The organism is Paraburkholderia guartelaensis, from assembly GCF_004353905.1.
Taxonomy (GTDB): domain Bacteria; phylum Pseudomonadota; class Gammaproteobacteria; order Burkholderiales; family Burkholderiaceae; genus Paraburkholderia; species Paraburkholderia guartelaensis.
Genome location: NZ_SMOD01000003.1, coordinates 259,167 through 280,546, shown reverse-complemented (window position 1 = coordinate 280,546; position 21,380 = coordinate 259,167). Strand labels below are relative to the sequence as shown.

At 65.0% G+C, this 21,380-nt stretch carries 19 protein-coding genes; 13 read left to right on the top strand and 6 right to left on the bottom strand.

Annotated elements, in window-relative coordinates; translation table 11 throughout:
- Window positions 1-108: 108 nt before the first annotated feature.
- The 8 genes from E1N52_RS05720 (at window position 109) to E1N52_RS05685 (ending at window position 7,351) form a co-directional block, all read left to right on the top strand.
- Window positions 109-1,191: a tartrate dehydrogenase gene (locus tag E1N52_RS05720; protein WP_133180988.1), complete on the top strand. Its 1,083-nt coding sequence runs from the start codon at window positions 109-111 to the stop codon at window positions 1,189-1,191.
- Window positions 1,192-1,321: 130 nt separating this feature from the next.
- Window positions 1,322-2,590 carry an MFS transporter gene (locus E1N52_RS05715; RefSeq protein ID WP_425468006.1) on the top strand — a complete coding sequence of 423 codons (1,269 nt, stop codon included), beginning with the start codon at window positions 1,322-1,324 and terminating at the stop codon, window positions 2,588-2,590.
- Between the two features lie 368 nt (window positions 2,591-2,958).
- A complete protein-coding gene (locus E1N52_RS05710; RefSeq protein WP_133180984.1) occupies window positions 2,959-3,426 on the top strand; it encodes a FecR family protein in 468 nt (155 codons plus the stop codon).
- Entirely contained in the window at window positions 3,423-4,037 is a 615-nt protein-coding gene (locus tag E1N52_RS05705) for an OmpA family protein (protein ID WP_246088967.1), read from the top strand. Before E1N52_RS05710 ends, E1N52_RS05705 begins: the two co-directional genes overlap by 4 nt.
- A gap of 42 nt (window positions 4,038-4,079) precedes the next feature.
- Window positions 4,080-5,543 (top strand): CHASE2 domain-containing protein, encoded by a 1,464-nt coding sequence (locus E1N52_RS05700; RefSeq protein ID WP_133180982.1) that lies wholly within the window; start codon window positions 4,080-4,082, stop codon window positions 5,541-5,543.
- Window positions 5,544-5,638: 95 nt separating this feature from the next.
- Window positions 5,639-6,073 (top strand): CidA/LrgA family protein, encoded by a 435-nt coding sequence (locus E1N52_RS05695; protein WP_133180980.1) that lies wholly within the window; start codon window positions 5,639-5,641, stop codon window positions 6,071-6,073.
- 64 nt (window positions 6,074-6,137) lie between these two features.
- On the top strand, window positions 6,138-6,878 hold the full coding sequence (locus E1N52_RS05690; protein ID WP_133180979.1) for an LrgB family protein: 741 nt from the start codon (window positions 6,138-6,140) through the stop codon (window positions 6,876-6,878).
- A gap of 65 nt (window positions 6,879-6,943) precedes the next feature.
- A complete protein-coding gene (locus E1N52_RS05685) occupies window positions 6,944-7,351 on the top strand; it encodes a DUF1801 domain-containing protein (protein WP_133180977.1) in 408 nt (135 codons plus the stop codon).
- Between the two features lie 23 nt (window positions 7,352-7,374).
- Here the strand turns inward: E1N52_RS05685 and E1N52_RS05680 are convergent, their stop codons facing one another.
- Both E1N52_RS05680 and E1N52_RS05675 read right to left on the bottom strand, forming a co-directional pair.
- The gene (locus E1N52_RS05680; RefSeq protein ID WP_133180975.1) at window positions 7,375-8,484 is read right to left on the bottom strand and encodes an aromatic ring-hydroxylating oxygenase subunit alpha; all 1,110 of its coding nucleotides are present in this window, start codon (window positions 8,482-8,484) and stop codon (window positions 7,375-7,377) included.
- A gap of 126 nt (window positions 8,485-8,610) precedes the next feature.
- Window positions 8,611-9,522 carry a LysR family transcriptional regulator gene (locus E1N52_RS05675; protein WP_133180973.1) on the bottom strand — a complete coding sequence of 304 codons (912 nt, stop codon included), beginning with the start codon at window positions 9,520-9,522 and terminating at the stop codon, window positions 8,611-8,613.
- 78 nt (window positions 9,523-9,600) lie between these two features.
- Between E1N52_RS05675 and E1N52_RS05670 the strand changes: the two genes are divergently transcribed.
- On the top strand, window positions 9,601-10,527 hold the full coding sequence (locus E1N52_RS05670; protein WP_133180971.1) for a carbon-nitrogen hydrolase family protein: 927 nt from the start codon (window positions 9,601-9,603) through the stop codon (window positions 10,525-10,527).
- A 26-nt stretch (window positions 10,528-10,553) separates the two neighbouring features.
- On the opposite strand, the gene ehuR is transcribed toward E1N52_RS05670, so the two are convergent.
- Window positions 10,554-12,008: a MocR-like ectoine utilization transcription factor EhuR gene (gene ehuR / locus E1N52_RS05665; protein WP_133180969.1), complete on the bottom strand. Its 1,455-nt coding sequence runs from the start codon at window positions 12,006-12,008 to the stop codon at window positions 10,554-10,556.
- A gap of 251 nt (window positions 12,009-12,259) precedes the next feature.
- Here ehuR and E1N52_RS05660 point away from each other — a divergent pair, with 251 nt between their 5' ends.
- The 4 genes from E1N52_RS05660 (at window position 12,260) to E1N52_RS05645 (ending at window position 16,735) form a co-directional block, all read left to right on the top strand.
- Window positions 12,260-13,390, top strand: a complete 1,131-nt coding sequence (locus E1N52_RS05660; RefSeq protein WP_246088966.1) for a mandelate racemase/muconate lactonizing enzyme family protein — start codon at window positions 12,260-12,262, stop codon at window positions 13,388-13,390.
- An 83-nt stretch (window positions 13,391-13,473) separates the two neighbouring features.
- Complete coding sequence (locus tag E1N52_RS05655; RefSeq protein WP_133180966.1) at window positions 13,474-14,514, top strand: ABC transporter substrate-binding protein; 1,041 nt, start codon at window positions 13,474-13,476, stop codon at window positions 14,512-14,514.
- An 82-nt stretch (window positions 14,515-14,596) separates the two neighbouring features.
- On the top strand, window positions 14,597-15,733 hold the full coding sequence (locus E1N52_RS05650; RefSeq protein ID WP_133180964.1) for a porin: 1,137 nt from the start codon (window positions 14,597-14,599) through the stop codon (window positions 15,731-15,733).
- An 81-nt stretch (window positions 15,734-15,814) separates the two neighbouring features.
- On the top strand, window positions 15,815-16,735 hold the full coding sequence (locus E1N52_RS05645; RefSeq protein WP_133180962.1) for a LysR substrate-binding domain-containing protein: 921 nt from the start codon (window positions 15,815-15,817) through the stop codon (window positions 16,733-16,735).
- A gap of 50 nt (window positions 16,736-16,785) precedes the next feature.
- Here the strand turns inward: E1N52_RS05645 and E1N52_RS05640 are convergent, their stop codons facing one another.
- The 3 genes from E1N52_RS05640 to E1N52_RS05630 all read right to left on the bottom strand — a co-directional run bounded on the left by E1N52_RS05640 (window position 16,786) and on the right by E1N52_RS05630 (window position 21,053).
- Window positions 16,786-17,940: a hypothetical protein gene (locus E1N52_RS05640; protein ID WP_133180960.1), complete on the bottom strand. Its 1,155-nt coding sequence runs from the start codon at window positions 17,938-17,940 to the stop codon at window positions 16,786-16,788.
- Window positions 17,941-18,505: 565 nt separating this feature from the next.
- The gene (locus E1N52_RS05635) at window positions 18,506-19,975 is read right to left on the bottom strand and encodes a metal-dependent hydrolase family protein (protein WP_246088965.1); all 1,470 of its coding nucleotides are present in this window, start codon (window positions 19,973-19,975) and stop codon (window positions 18,506-18,508) included.
- A gap of 28 nt (window positions 19,976-20,003) precedes the next feature.
- Window positions 20,004-21,053: an AI-2E family transporter gene (locus E1N52_RS05630; protein WP_133180959.1), complete on the bottom strand. Its 1,050-nt coding sequence runs from the start codon at window positions 21,051-21,053 to the stop codon at window positions 20,004-20,006.
- Between the last annotated feature and the right edge of the window lie 327 nt (window positions 21,054-21,380).

Below are 21,380 nucleotides of genomic sequence, written 5' to 3'. Positions count from 1 at the left end.
TCGCCACTTGTGAATTAAAGTTAAGGATGCTTTGAGTCTAGCACCGGTTTTTGAACCGGGAGTTGGGTAAAGTGAACCCACACTGGCCACACTCCAAAGGATCGAGACATGAAGACCTATCGCATCGCAACCATTCCCGGCGACGGCATCGGCAAAGAAGTCGTGCCCGCGGGCAAGGAGGTGCTGGAAGCGCTTGCGAAAACCACGCAGCGCTTCGCGTTCGAATTCGAGAACTTCGACTGGGGCGCCGACTACTACCGCCAGCATGGCGTGATGATGCCGGCCGACGGGCTCGACGCCATCCGCAACAAGGACGCGATTCTGTTCGGCTCAGCAGGCGACCCCGACGTGCCCGACCACATCACGCTCTGGGGCCTGCGCCTGAAGATCTGCCAGGGCCTCGATCAGTACGCGAACGTGCGCCCGACGCGCATCCTGCCCGGCATCGATGCGCCTCTGAAGCGCTGCAAGCCCGAAGACCTCAACTGGGTGATCGTGCGCGAGAACTCCGAAGGCGAGTATTCGGGTGTGGGCGGCCGCGTGCACCAGGGTCATCCGCTCGAAGCCGCAACCGATGTCTCGATCCTCACGCGCGCCGGTGTCGAGCGCATCCTGCGCTTTGCGTTCCGCCTCGCGCAGTCGCGCCCCCGCAAGCTGCTCACGGTCATCACCAAAAGCAATGCGCAACGGCATGCCATGGTGATGTGGGACGAGATCGCGCAGCAGATCTCGAAGGAGTTCCCGGACGTGAAGTGGGACAAGGAACTGGTGGACGCCGCCACGGCGCGCATGGTCAACCGCCCTGCTTCGCTCGATACGATCGTCGCGACCAACCTGCACGCGGATATTCTCAGCGACCTCGCCGCCGCGCTTGCGGGCAGTCTGGGCATTGCGCCGACCGGCAACATCGACCCCGAGCGGCGTTATCCGTCGATGTTCGAGCCGATCCACGGTTCGGCCTTCGACATCATGGGCAAGGGGCTCGCCAATCCGATCGGCACGTTCTGGTCGGTCGTGATGCTGCTCGAGCACCTCGGGGAGACCGATGCCGCCGCTCATGTGATGCAGGCCATCGAGACCGTGACCGCCAACCCGGCTTTGCACACCGGCGACCTGGGCGGCAACGCGACCACCGCGCAGGTCACGGCCGCGGTGTGCGAACTCGTCGAAAAGGCGGCCGTCGCTGCCTGAGCGCCACCGCGCCGTAGAAAAAAAGCAGACACGGGGGCGTGACACAAAAAATACCCGCGCGCCCCCGCCAAACCCTCCAAGGAGGAGACACGTGAATTCGGATACCGAAGCAATTGTCACGCGCAAGCTCATGTGGCGCATCATCCCGTTCGTCATGCTGCTCTATTTCGTGAGCTTTCTCGACCGGGTCAACGTGGGCTTCGCGGCAATGACGATGAACAAGGCGATTGGCCTTTCACCCACGGCGTTCGGCCTGGGCGGCGGCCTTTTCTTCATCGGCTACTTTCTGTTCGAAGTACCTTCGAACCTCATCTTGCACCGCGTGGGCGCGCGTATCTGGATTGCGCGCGTCATGGTCACGTGGGGCATCGTCTCGGCGGCGTCCGCTTTTGTGACCGGCCCCACGAGTTTCTATGTATTGCGCTTTTTGCTCGGCGTGGCGGAGGCGGGCTTTTTCCCCGGCATCATCCTCTACCTGAGCCTCTGGTTCCCGACGAAGCAACGCGCGGCAGCGGCGGCATGGTTCATGGCCGCCGCGCCGATTTCGACGGCGCTCGGCTCGCCGATTTCAGGCGCGCTCATGCAATTGCCTCCCCTGTTCGGGCTCGCCAACTGGCAGCTGCTTTACGTGATCGAAGCGATTCCTGCCGTGCTGCTAGGTTTCGTGGTCCTGAAGGCTCTCACCGATACGCCTTCGAAGGCAGGCTGGCTCAAGCCGCAAGAGCGCGACTGGCTCATGGCAAAGCTCGCCGACGAAGCGAGGGCGCGCGAAGGGCACGCGGGCCATACAGCAGGCGCGCTGAGCGCCCTGCGCGACCCGCGCGTGCTGGCGCTCGCGCTGATCTACTTCGGCACCTCGGCCGGCCTTTACACGCTGGGCCTGTGGGCGCCGCTCATCATCCGGCAATATGGCTTCAGCTCGCTCGAAACCGGGCTGCTAAACGCGATTCCGAGCATCGTGGCGGTCGTCGCCATGATTCTCTGGGCGCGCCACTCCGACCGCACGGCAGAGCGTACCTGGCACGTCGTGATTCCCTGCGTGCTCGCATGCGTGGGCTTCATCTTCGCGGGCCAGGCCAGCACCGCGCTGATGATCGTGCTGGCGCTCGTGGTGGTCAATGTCGGCATCAGCGCAGCCAAGGCGCCGCTCTGGGCCATGCCCAGCATGTTTCTCTCCGGCGCGGGAGCAGCAGCGGGCATCGCCATGATCAATTCGATCGGCAATCTCGGCGGGTTCGTCGGGCCCGCCGTGATCGGGTGGCTGAAGACCCAGACCGGGAGCTATGCCGCGGGCTTGTATGTCGTTGGCGCGACGCTCGCGCTTTCCGCGGTCGTGACGTTGATGCTGAGCCGCAAGGCGAGCCAGCCGGTGATGGCGCAGGTGAGGCACGACCACTGAAGGCGCAGGCCCTTGTGCGGGCATCGGCCGAGTGCGTCAGGCCACGACGAAGAGCGAGAACGCGTCCCCCACGAAACGAGTTGCGCCGCCGCCAGCGCCCATATCCGCGCTGTGGCGTGTGTTCCTTGCGGTCTCGCGTTGGTCGATGTCGGCATGAACATGAAATGTGTCGGCGAACCCGGGCAGGCTCGGGCACGCCACACTCCAGATGCGAACCCTGCGTGTTTTGGCGATTCTGGCGCACGTTGCGTGCGCTTGCACTATGTGCGCTAGCGCACGGAGCAGGCCGCGCGGAGTCACTATCCTCGCCGGGTGCCCGAGAGACCCGGCGCGAGCCCTCACGTTCGTTTCGCCAAACGGTGTCGCCAGTGCGTAGCCAAGCCATCCAATATGCCTTGCTTCTCGCCTGCGGGTGCCCGCCAGTCTTCGACGCGCACGCAGCCGATGCAATTGGCATAGTCAAGACGATCAAAGGCTCGGTGCATATCGAGCGTGCGAGTCAGCCGGTCGGCGTCGCTGTCGGCAGTGAGGTGTTCGCGAGTGATCGCGTCCTGACCGGCCCCGCGTCTTCCGTCGGCATCACCTTGCGCGACAACACGCTGCTGACCGAGGGCGCCAACTCCGTTCTCGATCTCAACAAGTTCGCATTCAACACCACCACCTACGACGGCGCGCTCGACGTGAGCATCAAGCGCGGCTCGCTCGCCGTGGTCGACGGCAAGCTCGCGAAGGCCAATCCGGAAGCCGTGCGCTACAGCACGCCCACCACCACGCTCGGCGTGCGCGGCACGGAGTTCATCATCGAGGTGGGAGGAAGCGCGGAGACCGATCATTGAAGACGACGAACGGCGCACACTGCCTGCCGCGATCCATGGCGCTCACGCTGTGCGTGTGCCTCTGCGCGTGCAGCACGCCCGACAAGATCACGCTGCTGCCCAATCCGGACGGCAGCGTCGGCAACGTGATCGTGCATAACGGCGGCAAGACGCAAGTCATCGACAAGGCCTACGCGCGCGCCGATGTTTCGAAAGGTGGCGCAATCGAGCAAACCGCCGGCAACAAGGTCGCGGTGGAGGCCCAGTACGGCGACCTGCTGGCCGCTGAGCCGCCCAGGCCCCGAACGTTCACGATCAACTTCGTCTTCGACTCCGCCACGCAGCTTGCGCCCGAGTCCGCGGCCACCGTCGCCGAGTTGAAAAAGGTATTGGCGGGCTGGCCCGCGCCTCACCTCACGGTGGTCGGCCACACCGATATGGCGGGCTCCCAGGAGTTCAACGACCGGCTTTCCATGCGTCGGGCGCAAAGCGTGGCGTCGTTTCTGGTCAAGTCAGGCATACCCGCGCAGCAGATCGAAGTCGCAGGCAGAGGCAAGCGCGAGCCGCTCGTCCATACCGCGGACGGCGTGCCCAACCAGGCAAACCGTCGCGCGGTCATTACCGTTCAGTAATCCGTATCGATCCGCGATGCTCTCCATCGATCCCATGCCACCATGAAACGCTACCGCAACTCATGCATCGCCTTCCTCAGGCGCATGATGCGGGCGCGCAAAGGGCGCCCCTGGGCGCTCGCGGTGCTCTTGACGCTTCTGTTCATCAACCTGTGCAGCGAATGGCCCGGCGATATTGCGCGTCCGGCCTTGCTCGACACGCTCGACACCGTGTTGCCCGACACCTTCGGCTCGGCACGCCAGCTTCTTTTCGACCACTACCAGCGCCGCTTTCCGCGTGTGCCGACCACGCAGCCGGTGACCATCGTCGAGATCGACGACAAGACGCTCGAATCCTTCGGCCAATGGCCCTGGCCGCGCAACCGCCTCGCCGGGCTCGTCGATGCGATCGAGGCGAACAGACCGCTGGCAATCGGCCTCGACATCTACATGCCCGAGCCCGACCAGACGTCGCCTGGCATCGTGGCTGACAACCTGCCCGCCTCTGAGGCCGCGCTCGCCACGCAACTGCGCGCGCTGCCCAGCCATGAGCGCATTCTCGCGACCGCGTTGCGCGCATCGCCTTCGATTCTCGGCGCAGCGGCCTTCGATTACGCGACCTCCACGACGCGCACCGACATCCTGAGCGCCCCCGTGCTCGTGCACGGCCCGGACGCCCTCGCGAACGTTCACCGCTTCACGTACGTGCTCGCGAGCCTCCCCGAGTTGCAGGGCGCGGCCCACGGCCAGGCCATGCTCAACGTCGCACAGGAACAGGGTACGGTGCGGCGCATTCCGCTCGTGCTGGGTCTTGGCGACAAACTCGTGCCAAGCCTGCCCATCGAAATGCTGCGCGTGGCCACCGGCTCGCCGGCCATCGAGGTGTACGCGGGCCCATCCGGCGTGCGGGCCGTCGGCGTGGCGGACGTGCGGGTGCCCACGCAACCCGACGGCGATATCTGGCTGCACTTCGCCTCGATTGCGCGCACACAGCAGCGCTATGTTTCCGCGCGCGACGTTTTGCAAGGCAAGGTCGATGCGAGCCGCATCCGCAACAAGCTGATTCTCGTGGGCCTCACCGGCACGGGGCTGACCGACATGCGCACGACGGCGTTAGGCGAACTGGTGCCTGGCATCGAGATTCAGGCGCAGGTGATCGAAACGATTTTCGAGGGCCGATTTCTGCAGCGCCCGGACTGGCTGATCTGGTGTGAAACGGCTTTCATCCTCGCGCTCGGCCTGTTCTTCATCTGGTATGTGCCGCGCAACGATTCGCGGCTTGCCGTCTTCATGCGCACCGTGCCGAAGGCCTCCGCCATCATCGGGCTTACGCTTAACTTGTTGACGCTTTCGATTTGCTTCCTCGTATTCCGTTATTTCGGCTTCCTTGTCGATGCCGCATCGATCTTCATCATTCTTTCCGCGGTTATGGGCAGCTTCTTCACCATCTCCCTCATGGAGCCGGAAGCGCAAAACGCATCCAGCTCCGCCAAGACGGCCGGTTCGGGCGCGACGATCAACACTTAACGATTTCTTCAGTTGCCGTCCATGTTTTCGTTCACGAGTCGGGCGGATACTGCCGGCGTGTCGTTGCGTTCGTTACGTTCCTTTGGAGCTTGCCGATGCGCCACCCCGCCGCTTCCCCAACGCATGCCCCGGTGCCCGTCAAGGCGGATCTGGCGTTCGTGCGCACGTTCGCGCTGCTCGTCGCGCTACAAGGTGTTGGAGAGTTCATCGCGTGGATCGCGCGCGTGCCCATTCCCGGACCGGTCATCGGCCTCGTGCTGCTGCTCTGTCTGCTTTCAGCGGCGCCTCGAATCGAGCGCGACGTGGAAGGTCCGGCGCTCGGGTTGCTGAATCATCTTTCGCTCTTGTTCATCCCGGCTGGCGCAGGCGTGTTTGCGCTCGCCAGCGTGTTGAAGGGTCAACTATTCGCGATCGCTGTCGCCATCCTGGTGAGCACGGCGCTTTCGATCGCCGCCGGCGGACTCGTGACTTGCGCGTTGCTCGAAAGAAAGTCAAAACCATCGATGCCGTCCGCAAAGATCGAACCCTGAGCGGCTGCGGCGCATTCGCGCCGGTATGTTCCGCTACGTGCCGTTATGCGCGAGGAGACCCACCATGCCTGACCATGCGGTGCCTGCCTTCATCGGCGCGTGGCTCACGAGTTCGGATGTACCCGCCATCGCCGCGACTATCGGCGTCTATCTGCTCGCCTGCTGGATACACCAGCGCTGCGGCCGCAACCCGTTGGCAAACCCTGTCGCGATCGCCGTCCTGCTGCTCACGGGTCTGCTGAAGTTAGCTGGCATTCCTTACCAGGCCTATTTCGAGCACGCGCGTTTCATTCATTTTCTGCTCGGGCCGGCGATCGTGGCGCTCGCCGTGCCGCTCCATCGTCAACTGCACAAACTGCGCAACGCTTTCGTTCCGCTCGTGTTCGGCCTGCTCGCCGGCAGCTGCGTGGCCGTCGTTTCGGCCGTGGCGATCGCCGTGATGTTCGGCTGCCAGCCCGCAACGGTCGCCTCGCTCGCGCCGAAGTCGGTCACGGCGGCCATCGGCATGCTGATCTCCGCAAAGGTGGGCGGCATGCCCGCATTGACCGCCGCCATCGTGATCGCCACCGGCATTACGGGCGCGGTCATGGGGACGTTCATCCTGGGCGTGCTCGGCATACAGCGCGACGACGCGCGCGGCTTCGCCATCGGCGTGGCCTCGCATGGCATCGGCACGGCCCGGGCTTTCCAGATCAGCGAGGAGGCGGGTGCGTTCGCCGGGCTCGGTATGGCGATGAACGGCACGATCTCCGCGCTCGTCCTGCCCTTCGTGCTTCCGATGGTCATTGCCCACGTCAGCGGGTGACCTCAGTGCTACATTACGATCCTGATTGCCCGACAACAGGAAGTTATCCAAGGCACGGAGAACGAATGACCCCATCGGAACGGATTGACCAGCTAATCGCGGAACTCACCGACTGGCGCCGCGAAACCTTCGTCGCGATGCGCGAGGCCATTCTCGCTGCCGACCCGGCGATCGTCGAGGAATGGAAATACATGGGCAGCCCTGTGTGGTATCGGGACGGCATGATCGCCGTGGGCAATGCGCACAAGGGGAAGGTGAAGCTCACGTTCCTGTACGGCGCGAGCCTGCCCGACCCGAAGAAGCTGTTCAACGCGGGGCTCGACGGCAACGCGCGACGCGCTATCGACTATCTCGAAGGTGACAAGGTCGACAAACGCGCGCTCACAGCGCTCATTCGCGCGGCGATCGAATTCAATCAGGGCAACGCGAAGAAAAAAGCGCCTGCAAAGCCGCGCGCCAGAAAAACGGCCTGACGCGAGCGCAAGGCGCCTTCGCCTCAGGCATCGGCTTCGCTAATCTCGCGAATGGGAATCACGGTGCGCTCGCCGCAATCGCGCAGCAGGTCGCGCAATTCGTTGATGACGGGAAACACCTCGTGATTCCAGTCCGCTCCCTGGTTGTCGTGCGCGGCCTGTTCGAGTTCGACGATGGTGCGGTCTTCCTTGAAAATGCGCTCCGTGAACCAGACCAGCAGCGGCCACGCCGCGTCGAGCAGGAACGGAATAGAGGGCCTGCGGACCGAAAGGAGTCCAAAAGTCCGGTTCGTGCGCTGGCGCGCGTCGAGCGGCACATAAACGATCCACAGGTCCATGAGGAGCGAGTCGTCGCCCGAGCGTATTTTCAGCGTTTGATACGGATATTCCGTGCGGATCGTCATCACGCTCTGGTCGCTCGGGTTCGCGCGGTTCTTGCTCGCGCCAAACACGAGCGCCTCACCGGCGGGCTGCTTGCCCGCCATGCGCGCGAACGTGTAGTCCACTTCGATGGAACTCTCGCCGCGCCGCCGGCCAAGCGAGCGCGCCCGCATCTGCCCCATCTGTCGGCGGTGCAGAAACTGGTGATTCATGTCCATCAGGTTCTCGTGCATGAACGAGTAGTGGCACTTCACCTCGCGCCCGAAGCGGCGCGTCTTGTATGCCTTGTCCGTGACCGAATCCAGCACGGGCAGCGGAGTTGCTTCGGCGAGCGTGGCGTTGCCGGGAAAGACGAAGATCATGCCGTGCGCCTCGCGGCACGGATAGGCGCGCACGCCGTTGGGCAGGCGCTCCCTGCCGAGGTAAGGCACGTCCACGCATTGGCCAGAGCAGTCGTAGGTCCAGCCGTGGTAGCCGCAGCGCAGCGACTCGCCCTCCACCACGCCCGCATGCAGCGGCACCTGGCGATGCGCGCAGCGGTCTTCGAGCGCGTGCACCGCGCCGGATGCGGTGCGAAAGAGCACGATGGGCTCGCCGGCGAAATGCGTGCCCAGCGTCTTGCCAGGCTTCACTTCGCGCGACCAGGCAAGCGGATACCAGTGGTCGGGATGAATGGGCACTCGCCGCAGGTCGCGCGGTTCTTGCAAATGTGACTCGATCGTATAGCCGTCGGGGAAAGGCATTGCGCGCATGCGGAGAAACTCCTTGTCGAGTCCGTCGATATCGTCGTTATCGTCGTTATCGTCGTTCTGGGAAATCGATACTTCGACGCAAATCTCGTGCCCGATCATTCAACGCGAATGGCGCGTGCGTGTCGATCAGTGTTTAGCCGGAAAGCACGCGATGATGGCGGCCTGGACCTTGACGATGGCGGCGTCGCGCAGCGAACTGTTGCGCCACCCGAGCTCCACGGGATAGCGCGGCAGATCGACCGGACACGCGAGCAGCTTCAGGCCCGCCACGCGCGCGATCGCCTCGGCCGCGTGGCGCGGAATCGTGGCGACGCTGCGCGTGCCCTTGAGCAGAAAGGGCAACGCGGCGAAATGCGTCGTCGAGGCCACGACATTACGCTTCAGGCCCCGCGCGGCGAGCCCTTCGTCGACGATCCCGACCACGCCGCCCGACGACACCAGGATATGCCCTCTCGACACGTAATCGCTGAGCGTCAAACGCCGCGGCGTGCGCGGTGCGTCGTCGACGAGGCACGCGTAGCTGCCTTCGCCAAGCACGCGGTGACTCAGCCCGCGCGAAGCGAAGCCGCCCGCCGCGACGGCGAGATCCATGTCCTGATTGGCAAGCGCATCGGCGACGATCTGGCTGTGCGTCTGGCGAAAGATGATGCGCAGACCCGGCGCGCTGGTTTCCAGCGTTTCGATGATGCGCCGGCCGAAAGCCACTTCGAAGTCGTCCGAAAGCCCGATGGAAACCGCGCGACCGTGAAACGTGGTGGCATCGGGCGAGGCGATCGCGAGGCTATGGCGGCAACGGTCGAGCGCTTCGCTGATCACGGGCTTGAGTTCCTGCGCACGCGAGGTCGGCGCGAGCCCGCGGCCGGTGCGCACGAACAGCGTGTCCGCATAGAGCGCGCGCAGCCGCCTGAGCGCCGCGCTCACGGCCGACTGCGTCATATCGAGGCGAATCGCGGCGCGGCTCGCGCCGCCCTCTTCGAACAGCGCCTCGAATATTTTCAGCAGATTCAGGTCCACGCCGGCGATATCAAACTGGTTCATATCACATAGTATCGATATACGTTCTCGCGATTTTATCGCCGTGGAAAGATGTGGGCAGTCCAACCCCTGGGAGCCATCATGGCCAAGTCGAAAGTCGCCGCGCTGCAGATCGGATCGTCCGCCGCCGGCAAAGCGCAAACGCTGGAACAGATTCTCTCTTTCGAAGCGCAGATCCGCGCCTCGGGCGCGAAGCTCGTCGTCATGCCCGAGGCGTTGCTCGGCGGCTACCCGAAGGGAGAAATATTCGGCACGCGCCTCGGCTACCGCTTGCCCGAAGGCCGCGAGGCATTCGCGCGCTACTACGAGAATGCGGTCGACGTGCCCGGCGCGGAAACCGAAGCGCTCGCGGAGCTTTCGACGCGTTGCGGCGCGTCGCTCGTGATCGGCGTGATCGAGCGCGACGGTAGCACGCTCTTTTGCACGGCGCTGTTCTTCAATCCGGGCGAAGGGCTCGTGGCGAAGCATCGCAAGCTCATGCCGACGGGCACGGAACGGCTCATCTGGGGCCAGGGCGACGGCTCGACGCTGCCCACCGTTCGCACGGAATCCGGCGTCGCGGGCGCGGCCATCTGCTGGGAAAACCACATGCCGCTGTTGCGCACGGCGATGTACGCGAAGGGCGTGCAGATCTGGTGCGCGCCCACCGTCGACGAACGCGACATCTGGCAGTGCTCCATGCGCCATATCGCGCACGAAGGACGGTGCTTCGTGATCAGCGCGTGCCAGGTGCAGCCTTCGCCCGCGGCGCTCGGCGTCGAGGTGCCGGGCTGGGACGAGAATCGGCCGCTCATCAATGGCGGCAGCCTGATCGTCGGGCCGCTAGGCGATGTGCTGGCCGGCCCGCTGCGCGGTGAAACCGGACTAGTCGTCGCCGAGATCGATACCGACGAACTCACGCGCGCCCGCTACGATTTCGATGTGGTGGGCCACTACGCGCGGCCCGATGTGTTCGCGCTTTCGGTCGATGAGCGGCGCAAGCGCACGGTCTCGTTCATCGCGGAGTAACGCCGCGCGAAGCTAAAGGGCGGCCGTCACGCGGAATAAAGGCCTTCCGGCCCGTTACGCAGCGTGCGCGCGAGCAACTCGAGCCCTTCTCGCAGCGCCTCATGGCTGCGCGCGCCGCCGAGGCTCAAGCGCACCGCGTGCGGCGCCGACCCGCGGCCGATCACGAAGCTGTCCGCCGTTTTCGCGAGCACGCCGGCCTGACGCAGCGCTGCGGAAAATTCGGCGGCGCGCCAGGGCTCGGCGAGCGGCAGCCAGAGATGCGGGCTCGCCGGATCGGTGCGATACGTCCAGTCCGCCAGCACCTCGGCGGCGATCGCATGGCGCGCGTCCACTTGCGCACGCTGCTGCGCGACGAGCCGATCGACCTCGCCATCCACGATCCAGCGCGCCGCGATCTCCGCCGCGAGCGGCGACGTCATCCAGCAGTCGCTGCGTATCACCGCGAGGATCTTGCCGACCCAGTCCTGCGGCGCCTGCACATAGCCCACGCGCAGGCCCGGCGCAACCGCCTTCGAAAGACTGCTGATGACGATGCCATGCTCGGGCAGCCGCGCGGCGAGCGGCGTGGGCGGCGCATCGAGCAACGCGGCGGGCACGAGGTCCTCGATCACGACGAGGTGATGGCGCACGGCAATCTCGGCGATCTGCGCGCGGCGCGCTTCGGAGAGTGTCGCCGTGGTCGGGTTGTGCAGCGTCGGCACACAAAAGAGCGCGCGCGGGGCGAGCAGTCCGCACGCGCGTTCGAGCGCGGCGGGCACGATGCCTTCCTCGTCGATTTCGATGCCGACGAGATTCAAGCGCAACTGCCGCGCGAGCGCGACGATGCCGGGATAACTCAACGCCTCGGCGAAAATCGTGTCGCCTGGCCGCAGTACCGCGCGCAACACACACGCAAGACCATGCTGCGCGCCCTGCGTCACCAGCACACGCTCGGCGGCCACCGTGCAGCCCATGCGCGCGAGCCAGCGCGCACCCGCCTCGCGGTGCGAGCGGCGCCCGCCTTCGGGCTGATAAAGCAGCAGTTCGCCCGCGAGCCGCTCGTCGGCGGCCAGTTCGCGCAAGGTCTGGGTCAGCAGGAAGGCTTCGTCGGTCGGCATCGGTACGTTCTGGCCGAGATCGATCAGGCGTCCCGGAGCATGGACGCCCGGCGCACCCGGCGTGACCTGCGCGGCGGCGGCCCGCTCGCTGGACTCGGGCGCGGTGCGCGTGCGGTCCTGGATGCGCGCGCCGTCAGCATCGGGCTCTGCCACATAGGTGCCGTCGCCCACGCGCGCCACCACGAGACCGCCGCGCTCCAGCTCCGCATAAGCACGGCTTACCGTGCCCGTCGTGACGCTGAGCTTCTTCGCGAGCAGCCTGTGCGCGGGCAGCTTTTCTCCGGGCAGCATCTGGCCGCCGTGAATGGCCTGTGAATAGGCCTGGGCGATCGCCCGGTACTTGGGTTCGCTGCTGCGCGAGAGCGTGGGCATCCAGCCATTCATGGTTTTCCCGAAGGAGAAGTGCACGCCGCGGCACGGCGCGACGGCTGCGTCATTATCGCGCCCAATCCTCGGAAATGAAGGCTGTCATTTACTTCAATTGACTTCATTGAGTGCACGAAATTGACCCTCTAGGATGCCGTAACGCCTGACAAGGCCAAGGAGACAATCGCCCGCCCCACGGCGCGCCGCATGCGTATCTTCAGACGTAAGCCACGCCATGCTGCATGCCCCCAGGCGGCGCCCCACGCGCCATGACGAACCGCATCGCACGCATCACCGTGAGCCAGCACCGGCTGCCGCTCGACCCGCCGTTCCCCGCCTCGTGGGACAGCCGCCCGCGGCGCGCCTTCCCGGCGACGATCGTGCGCGTGGAAGACAACGAAGGCCGCGTGGGCATCGGCTCCGGCGACGCGATGTACGGCTTCGACGACTACCGCGACCTCTTCATCGGCGCCGACCCGCTCGATCTGGCGCGGCATTCGGCGGTGCTCGAGAACCTCAGCTTCCACGCGGGACGCCTCTGGCCGCTCGACGTCGCGCTCTGGGACCTCGCCGGGAAAATTCGCGGCGAGCCGTGCTGGCAAATGGCCGGAGGCCGTTCGAAACGGGTGCGGGCCTATGCGTCCTCTGGCGTGCATCGCACGCTCGAAGGCATGGCGCAGTGGGCCGAGCATGCCGTCGCGCGCGGCTTCCCGGCGCTCAAGGTGCGCTTCGGCCGCCCGACCCTCGCCGACGACCTCGCCGCGCTCGCCGCCGTGCGCGAAGCCGCGGGCGAGAACATCGAGCTGATGGTGGATTGCAACCAGGGCTGGCGCATGCCGTGGGACACCCAGGCGCCGTGGCGCGCCGACGAAGCGCTCGCCGTGATTCGCCAGATCGAAAAGCATCGCGTGTACTGGGTCGAGGAACCGCTGCATCGCGGCGACTACGCGGGCCACGCGCAATTGCGCCAGCAAACGGAAGTGCGGATCGCGGGCGGCGAGATGACGCGTGACGCACACGAATTCGCGGCGCTCCTCGCGCACGACTGCCTCGACGTTTATCAACCCGATGTCGTCTGCACGCTCGGCATGGAGGGCGCGCGGCGGCTCGCGGCGCAAATCGAGGCGCACGGCAAGGTGTTCACGCCGCATACGTGGGGCAACGGCATTGGCCTCGCGGCAAACCTGCATGTCGTGGCAGGCGCTGCGCAAGCGCCGTTCGTCGAGTTTCCGTACGACCCGCCCGAATGGACGCCGGCGCGGCGCGACTTCCCGATCAAGCACGTGATCGACATCGACGCGAATGGCTGGATCGAGCTAGGCGATGCGCCCGGCCTTGGCATCGAACTCGACGAAGCCATGCTCGCCGCCACACGCGCACACGACAGCCGTTACGACTAAAGACTCATTGGGCCGCAGCAACGAACGAGATGCCAGCCCCATCTGAAGCATTCCGAATCATTTCAATAAAACGGAGACACGTAATGAAAAGCCTGACCACCCTCTTGCGCGCAGCCTGCCTTGCAGCCCCGCTCGCCCTCGCCGCGTTGCCGGCGCACGCCGCAGGCACCTGGTGCAGCGCAGGCAAGCCCGTGCGCTTCGCGGGCGTCACATGGGAAAGCGGCAACTTCACGAGCGAAGTGCTGCGCTACATCCTCAAGAACGGGTATAGCTGCCAGACGGACACGGTGCCCGGCAGCACGGCGGCCACCGAAACGGCGCTCTCGCGCAACGACCTGCAGGTCTGGTCCGAGCAGTGGACGGGCCGCTCGGAGATCATCGCAGGCGCTGTCAAGGCGGGTTCGGTCAAGCTCGTGGGCGACACGCTGCCGGGCGGCACGAAGGAAGGCTGGTACGTGCCCGACTACGTGGTGCACGGCGACGCGAAGCGCGGCATCAAGGCGAGCGCGCCCGACCTTCAGTCCGTGAGCGATCTGCCTAAATACAAGGGCCTTTTCGTGGATGACGAGGAACCGGATCGCGGCCGCTTCCTCAACTGCCCCTCGGGCTGGGACTGCGAACGCGTGAATACGCGCTTGCTCAAGCTGCTCAAGCTCGACGACACCTACACGAACTTCCGCCCCGGCACGGGCGCGGCGCTCGACGCGGCCATCTCCTCGGCCTACGCGCGCGGCAAGCCGATTCTCACCTACTACTGGGAGCCGGCCGCGCTGATGGCGAAGTACAAGTTCGTTCAACTCAAGATGCCGCCATTCAACGAAGCATGCTGGAAGACGCTGCGCGACGCCAACAGCGCACAGCCCTGCGCCTCGTCGTATCTGGTCTCGCAGCTGAAGATCGGCGTTTCGACACCGTTCTATCAGGCCGAGCCCGACGTGATGGCCTTCTTCTCGAAAGTGAACTTCCCCATCGATTTCCTGAACACGACGATTCTCGACATGACCGAGCATAAGGTCGATGCCCAGGACGAAGCGCTCAAGTTCCTCAAGCAGCACCCCGAGATGTGGAAGACCTGGGTGCCCGCCGATGTCGCGCAGAAGGTGCAGAAGTCGCTTGGCGCGTAAGCGCGATGCGCTGCGCGAGATAAAACGATTCCAACGAGAAAAGCCGGGCCGCGCAATGCGGCCCCATGATAAGGAGACTTAAATGAAGAAGAAGATTCTCGCGGCGCTGCCGCTGGCGCTGGCCGCAGCGGGCGCGCACGCCCAAAGCAGCGTGACGCTGTACGGCCTCATCGACCTCGGTGTTGACTACGCCAGCAACGTGGCGAACGGAGCGAACGGCCAGCTCGTGCCGGGCACCGGTAGCAAGCTCGTGCAGATGCAAAGCGGCGTGCCCGCCGGCAGCCGCTGGGGTCTGCGCGGCACCGAAGACCTGGGCGGCGGCTATGCCGCGATCTTCCGGCTCGAAAGCGGCTTCAACGCGGCGACGGGCGGTCTGGGCGGCGGTCTCGCGTTTTCGCGTAACGCGTATGTCGGCTTCAAGTCGGATCAATATGGCCAGATCACCTTCGGCAAGCAATGGGACGCCACCGTCGATCTGATCGAGCCGTATTCGCTCAACGGCAACTACGGCGGCTGGTATTTCGCACACCCGAACGACATGGACAACCTCGACAACGGGTTCCCTGTCAACAACGCCGTGAAGTACGTGAGCCCCGTGCTCGCCGGCTTCCAGTTCGAAGGCCACTATTCGTTTGGCGGCCAGGCGGGCCAGTTCTCGAACAACGCCTCGTATAGCGCGGCGGCGGCCTACACGCTCGGCTCATTCAGCGCGGGCGTGGGCTACCTGCGCGTGAACGATCCGATCACGGCAGTGGCCGGTTATGGCAGCGGCGGCAGCTTCGTGAACTCGATCTTCGGCGACGCGCTCGCCAACGCACGCTACCAGGGCATCCTTTCGGCCGGCGCGTCGTATGTGATCGGCAGCCTCAAGCTGATGACGAACTACTCGAACGTAGACTTCGCCTCGGCCACCGGCAGCGGCGACCTGCACTTCCAGAACTTCGAAGTGGCGGGTACGTATGCCGTAACGCCCGCGTTCGTCGTGGGCGCGGGCTACACCTACACGGTGGGCCAGGACCACGCCACCGACAAATCGCCGAAGTATCACCAGGTCAACCTGATCGGCCAGTACGCGCTGTCCAAGCGCACGTCGCTCTATGCGATGGGCGTGTACCAGCACGCGGCGGGCTCGGCGGACAACGCGCAGATCACGGGCTTCAACCCCTCGGGCACCGACAACCAGGCCGTCGCCCGCGTGGGTATCACGCACGCGTTCTAACGTTTTCCACGCTGTCCTTATCACTGAAAATGCGCCGGCGCGAATGACAATGCGCCGGCGCTTCTGCATCGCGAGGCTTGCATGCGCCGCCTACCCTCTTTATCGGCACTGCGTTCATTCGAGGAGGCGAGCCGCACGCTCAGCTTCACCAGGGCAGCGCAAAACCTGCACGTGACCCAGGGGGCGATCAGCCGTCAGATTCGCCTGCTCGAAGACTATCTCGGCACGCCGCTCTTCATGCGGCATCATCACCGGCTCGAAATCACGGCCGCGGGCAAGCGTCTGCTGCCTACGCTGCAGGCCGCGTTCGACAGCATCGCCCATACGCTCGACACGATCCGCGCCGATCCGTCGAACAGCCTGCTCAGTCTGAACGCCGCGCCCACGCTCGCCACGCGCTGGCTCACGCCGCGCCTGCGCGATTTCCAGGTGCGCCACCCCGACTTGCGCATCTCCATCACCAACGAATACGGGCCGCTACACGGCACCGAGCGCAACGAAGATTGCCAGATCCGCTTCGGCATGGAACCACTGCCGGGCGGCCAGAGCACGCTGCTCATGCGCGAGCGCCACGTGCTGGTCGGCTCGGTGCGCGAGTTCAGCCAGCCCGCCGCCGATCAGGACGCGCTGCGCGAGATCCTCGCGCAGCATCCGTGGCTCTATATCCTCGATATCGACCGGCGCCTGCTGGTCTGGGAAGCGTGGCTCGAAGCCGCGGCGCTCGACGTGCAGATGGCGCCGCGCGGAGAACTGGAGTTCAGCACGCTCGATCAGGTGATCCATGCGGCGGTGGCGGGTCTGGGCATCGCCGTTGCCGATCGGCACATGATCGCGCCCGAACTGGAGAACGGCACGCTCGTGCAACTGAGCGAAGTGGAAGTGGTGGGACCTTCGGGATACTGGCTCGACGTGCGGCCTGAAGTGCAGGACACGTTACGCGTGCGCAACTTCAGCAACTGGCTGGTCGAGCACCACTGCGAACGCGACAGCCAGCAACGCTAGTGCGGGTGCATGACTGGCGTCACGCACCCGCGCCCAAGCTATGGATGTCGTCAGTTGGGATCGATCGGCGGGCCCGGCGGACCCGAATCGACCTGCCTGATCGCGGGCTGGGGACCTGCGCCCTGCGCCATGTTGCCCGCGCCCTGAGCCGCGATCGATCGCGAGAGGATCTCGCGCGCTTCGCCACTCGACGAATCGACGGTCAATGCGTGCCCCGCGTTATGCCAGGCGCACACCCACCGCCCATCGCGCGCGCAAAGCCGCGCGTAGCCAAGCAACGAATCGCGCTGATCTTCGCGCGACGTCAATTCGGCCTGCATTTGCAGCGCGGAGCCGTTGCCCGGTTGTGCCGCGAGCGCGGAATTGATCGCGCTGCGCGCGGGCCCGAGGCTGTTCTTGTCGAGGCTCGCGCGCGCGATCGCCAGACTTCTCGAGATGTCGGCCCGCGAATCGGCGGCGGCCTTCGCTGCGGCGACCTTCTCTGCGTTGGCCTTCGCTGCCGCGACCTTCTCCGCGTTGACCTTGTCTGCCTTGGCCTTCGCGGCGGCGACCTTCTCCGCGTTGGCCTTGTCTGCCTTGGCCTTCGCTGCAGCGAGCGCGCGCTCTTCGGCAGCGCTCGGCGGCGGTGGTGCGGTCTCCGCTCGAGCAGTCGCCGTACGCGGCGGCTGCGCTTGAGCGGGTGCCGGCGCCGGCGGCGCGACATGGGCCACGACGGGGGGCGGCGCTGTATTGACTGGAGGCGGCTTGACGCTCGCGACCGGAGGCGGCGGCACACTGGCAGCCGGAGGCGGCAACTGCGCGACCGCTACGGGCGGCGCGCTGCGCACCGTATGCGGCTTCGTGTCGTGCGCGGCCGGTGTGGCCTTGGGTCCGAGGATCGCACCCTCCACGATCTGGGCGCCCAAGGTCGGCTCGCGCTCGGTCCGGTGTGAAATCATGTACGCGGTCAGCAGAAACGCGATCGACACCACGCTGCCAATCGCATAGAAAGGCAACCACGAACGTGGCGCCCGAGGCGCTTCATCGCGCAGCTCGTAATCGCTGTCGCGCGGCGCGCCACCACTGAAACTGAACGCAGACGGGTTCCACTCAGTGCGCGCATGGCGCGCGAAACCATCGTGCCATTCGGGCGCGGTGGATTCGCTGGCCGGCGACATGCGCGGGCCAGAGGAAAGCTGCTTCGCGCCGCACTGAGGACAGATCATCAGTGGCGCATTAAAACCGGTCCCGCAGTATGGACATCCCCACGGACCAGACTTGGATCGGCCAGGTTCGTTGAACATTGCAGGCATGGAAGCTTTGACAGGATGGTTTCGGGTTTGCTACCGGCGGCTGGTGCGCGTCGCAGTGGAGGCAACCAGGCGGCCCGGATTCGAAGTATTCGCTGTAGTCCCTACTCTATTGCGCAGATCGTTGGACGGTTGTAACAAATAGTCGATTTGAATATGAGCTACTTCGAGGCGAAGTTCAACCGGCAGAATCGGCCAGATGGCGGATTTGGACAGGCGGGATTTCGACCCCCGCTGGGGGTTCTCGGGGCGTGCCATGATGGCCGCGCTGCGCAGGCAAATGGGCCCGGTTGATGCGTCCCCACGCCGTGACATCTTGATACAGAAATCGTGTGGCTGACTGTGGCTGATACGCCATGCGCGCAGCGTTCGGAATGCCTGCGCGGGCTATTTGGCCCTCGATTTACGTGCCAAATCGCGACCGCGACGCCTTTGTTTTTTTAAGTGCCTTGGTGACGCCGCGAGCCCGCGCCCCGCAGCGTCACGCCTTCAATGTGTCCTTGTAGACGCGGCCATCCTTCATGATCAGGCTCAGGTTCTGATCGGGGTTGGCCAGCAGCGTCATGTCCTGGAGCGGGTCACCCGCCACGATCAGCAGATCCGCGTACGCGCCCTCCTCGAGCACGCCGAGCTTGTGCGGATACGGATTGCGCTCGCCCGCCATCGCGAGCAACTGCCCGTTCGTGGCAGTCGCCATACGCAACGACTCGGCATTCGAATACCAGCGCGTCATGTGCCCGAGCATCGTGCCTTGCCGCGTGGCCAGCGCCTGCGAAAAGATCAGGTCCGTGCCGAAGGCCACCTTGAGCCCATGCTTGCGCGCGAGCTTGTACATGTTGTCGGTGCCGGCTGTCACCTCGAGAAACTTCTCGCGGCTCGACGGCGCCAACGGCGCAACATCCTCTTCACTGGTAAACGGTTGCGTACTCAACCATGTGCCGTTCTTCGCAAGGACTTCGGCAGTCCGGTCGTCGATGAGGTGTCCGTGCTCGACGCATTGCGCGCCGGCAGCCACCGAGCGCTTCACCGATTCCGGCGTGTACGCATGCACGAGCACGTAAGTGCCCCAGTCGGACGCCGTTTCTACTGCGGCTTTCAGTTGCTGCTCGGTGAACGTGAGCATGTCGAGCGGACTGCGCGGCGTCGAGACGCCGCCGCAGCCCACGAGCTTGATCTGCGTGGCGCCCATCATGAACTGCTCGCGCACACGCAGGCGCACTTCGTCGGCCGAGTCGGCGATGGCGGCAGCGCCGGTGCGTTCGATCTCGCTGATCTGGCCGCTCGTGCGCGGCACGTCGGTCAGCAAACGAAAGTCTCCGTGGCCGCCCGTCGTGGTGATCATCGCGCCGCAGGGGTAAATGCGCGGGCCGCTCAGCATGCCGGCATCAATGGCCTGCTTCAGGGCGAACGCGGGGCCGCCCACGTCGCGAATGGTCGTGAATCCGCGCAAGAGCGTGCGCTGTGCCTCCGCGCCCGCGGCCAGGTACACGAAGCTCAAGTCGGACTGGAGGATGGTCGCGATCGGGACCGCAGCGAGAAGCGAATGCCAGTGCATGTCGATGAGGCCCGGCATCATCACCTTGCCGCCGCAGTCGATCACGCGGCCGCCCGACGCGTTCTGCGCGTCAGGTGCGCCCCGACGCAGCTGCGAAATGCGGTTGCCATCGACGACGAGGGACATGCCGTCCTGCAGCGCCGCGGACTTGCCGTCGAACAGGCGAAAGTTCGTGAAGGTCGTGGGCTGGGCGGGAGCCGCGCCGCCGGGCTGCTGCGCGCTGCTGAACTCGGGTATCACCGCGCTCAACAGGGATGCGCCCATGCCGATCAGGAAGCCGCGCCGCGCAAGATCGGCGCTGATGCGGCGACTGGCGAACTCCGCGAGCGCCTTGTCGCCCACGCAGGCGGAGACTGGGCGGATTGCGTTGCCGCGGCGGTTGATTCTGGAAGCCATAGTTCACCTGTGAAAGTAAGCCACGCACTTATTCCGCATGCCTAACTACATCGTCCTTCGTCAACAGCAGCGCCAGCGGCCGTGTGGAGCTGAACGCGGAGAAGATGATCGTGAGCGCCACGGTTCCCGGCACGGCGAGAAAGGCGCCGGGAATGCCCCAGAGCGCCGTCCATGCGGCGAGGCTCATGAGGATCACCGCAGGACTCAGATTCAGCGACCCCGCCATCAACCACGGATCGAGCACGTTGCCCATCACGAAGTTGATCGCCGAAAGCGCAATGAGCAACGTGATCGACTCGTTCCACTGGCCGAATTGAAGCGCGGCGAGCAAGGCCGGAAGCGCAACGGAAATGAGCGACCCCGCATACGGCACGAAGTTGAGCAGCACGATGAGCACGGCGAGCAGCGGCGCGAACTCCAGCCCGACCAGATGCATGCAGATCCAGCTGAGAATGCCGAGCACCACGCCGAGCAGCGCTTTCAACGCCAGATACGTGCCGATCTTCGAGTTGATGGCGTCGATCACGGGCTCCATGTCGGCCTTGCCGCGCATGACCGCAGAGAGCTTGCGGCGAAACCGCCCCATTTCGACCATGAAGAACGCTGTGTACAGCAGAACGACGAGCGTCGTCGCCATGAGCGAAGAGAGCGAGCCGAGCAGCGAGGTGAGCAGCGACTGGACGTTGACCGTCGCGAGCAGCTCGCGGCGGAAGGCTGTCCACGAAGCCTCGGTTTCCAGATGAAACAGTGCGGTGATTTTGGCGAGCAACGCGAGCAGCGTGGCTTCGTACTTCGGCGCCACGGCGAGCATGCGGTCAGTGTCGGACAGCAGCAGTTCGGTCGCGAGCCACGCAGCCACGAGTATGAGCGCGGCCGCGCTCCAGTAGCGCGCGCCTGCGCGAATGCGCGTGCCCACGTGAGGCACGCGCCGCAGGATTTCAGCGAGCCCGTAGATCACATACGACGTGATGATCGCGAATGCGATCGGCACCAGCACCGGGCGCCCGATATACAGCACCCACCCCGTGATGACGGCGATGACGACCACGCAGGTGAACGTGACGAGATCCTGTTTCATGTAGATGCTTTGGATGACGAACCACGTTGCGTTGATGTTGTAGACAGCGGTTGCGTACAGCGCGTCGCGCGGCGAACCGGTGATCAGGCACGAGACGTTTGCAAGCCATCAACGTCTCGCCTCGCTTATCCGGCCCTCAATAAAGCGTCTTCGGGGCGCGATCGGCCGCCACTTCGCAAGACTAGCCGCTTTGAAAAAGACGTGCGCGCTAGCTGGCGGGGAATCCGAACAACCCCACCCGGATTTTCGTTGCGCGCACATCGACTCTTCGCGCGGTCAAAAGATCTCTCGTGCATTTAAGTCACGTTTAAGCAGCAAAAAGTACCT

Bases quoted from the DNA above. Each gene is read 5' to 3' on its own strand.
- E1N52_RS05720 (WP_133180988.1), top strand. From the start codon at position 109: ATGAAGACCTATCGCATCGCAACCATTCCCGGCGACGGCATCGGCAAA.
- E1N52_RS05715 (WP_425468006.1), top strand. From the start codon at position 1,322: ATGTGGCGCATCATCCCGTTCGTCATGCTGCTCTATTTCGTGAGCTTT.
- E1N52_RS05700 (WP_133180982.1), top strand. From the start codon at position 4,080: ATGAAACGCTACCGCAACTCATGCATCGCCTTCCTCAGGCGCATGATG.
- E1N52_RS05695 (WP_133180980.1), top strand. From the start codon at position 5,639: ATGCGCCACCCCGCCGCTTCCCCAACGCATGCCCCGGTGCCCGTCAAG.
- E1N52_RS05690 (WP_133180979.1), top strand. From the start codon at position 6,138: ATGCCTGACCATGCGGTGCCTGCCTTCATCGGCGCGTGGCTCACGAGT.
- E1N52_RS05685 (WP_133180977.1), top strand. From the start codon at position 6,944: ATGACCCCATCGGAACGGATTGACCAGCTAATCGCGGAACTCACCGAC.
- E1N52_RS05680 (WP_133180975.1), bottom strand. From the start codon at position 8,484: ATGCGCGCAATGCCTTTCCCCGACGGCTATACGATCGAGTCACATTTG.
- E1N52_RS05675 (WP_133180973.1), bottom strand. From the start codon at position 9,522: ATGAACCAGTTTGATATCGCCGGCGTGGACCTGAATCTGCTGAAAATA.
- E1N52_RS05670 (WP_133180971.1), top strand. From the start codon at position 9,601: ATGGCCAAGTCGAAAGTCGCCGCGCTGCAGATCGGATCGTCCGCCGCC.
- ehuR (WP_133180969.1), bottom strand. From the start codon at position 12,008: ATGAATGGCTGGATGCCCACGCTCTCGCGCAGCAGCGAACCCAAGTAC.
- E1N52_RS05660 (WP_246088966.1), top strand. From the start codon at position 12,260: ATGACGAACCGCATCGCACGCATCACCGTGAGCCAGCACCGGCTGCCG.
- E1N52_RS05655 (WP_133180966.1), top strand. From the start codon at position 13,474: ATGAAAAGCCTGACCACCCTCTTGCGCGCAGCCTGCCTTGCAGCCCCG.
- E1N52_RS05650 (WP_133180964.1), top strand. From the start codon at position 14,597: ATGAAGAAGAAGATTCTCGCGGCGCTGCCGCTGGCGCTGGCCGCAGCG.
- E1N52_RS05645 (WP_133180962.1), top strand. From the start codon at position 15,815: ATGCGCCGCCTACCCTCTTTATCGGCACTGCGTTCATTCGAGGAGGCG.
- E1N52_RS05640 (WP_133180960.1), bottom strand. From the start codon at position 17,940: ATGATCTGTCCTCAGTGCGGCGCGAAGCAGCTTTCCTCTGGCCCGCGC.
- E1N52_RS05635 (WP_246088965.1), bottom strand. From the start codon at position 19,975: ATGGCTTCCAGAATCAACCGCCGCGGCAACGCAATCCGCCCAGTCTCC.
- E1N52_RS05630 (WP_133180959.1), bottom strand. From the start codon at position 21,053: ATGAAACAGGATCTCGTCACGTTCACCTGCGTGGTCGTCATCGCCGTC.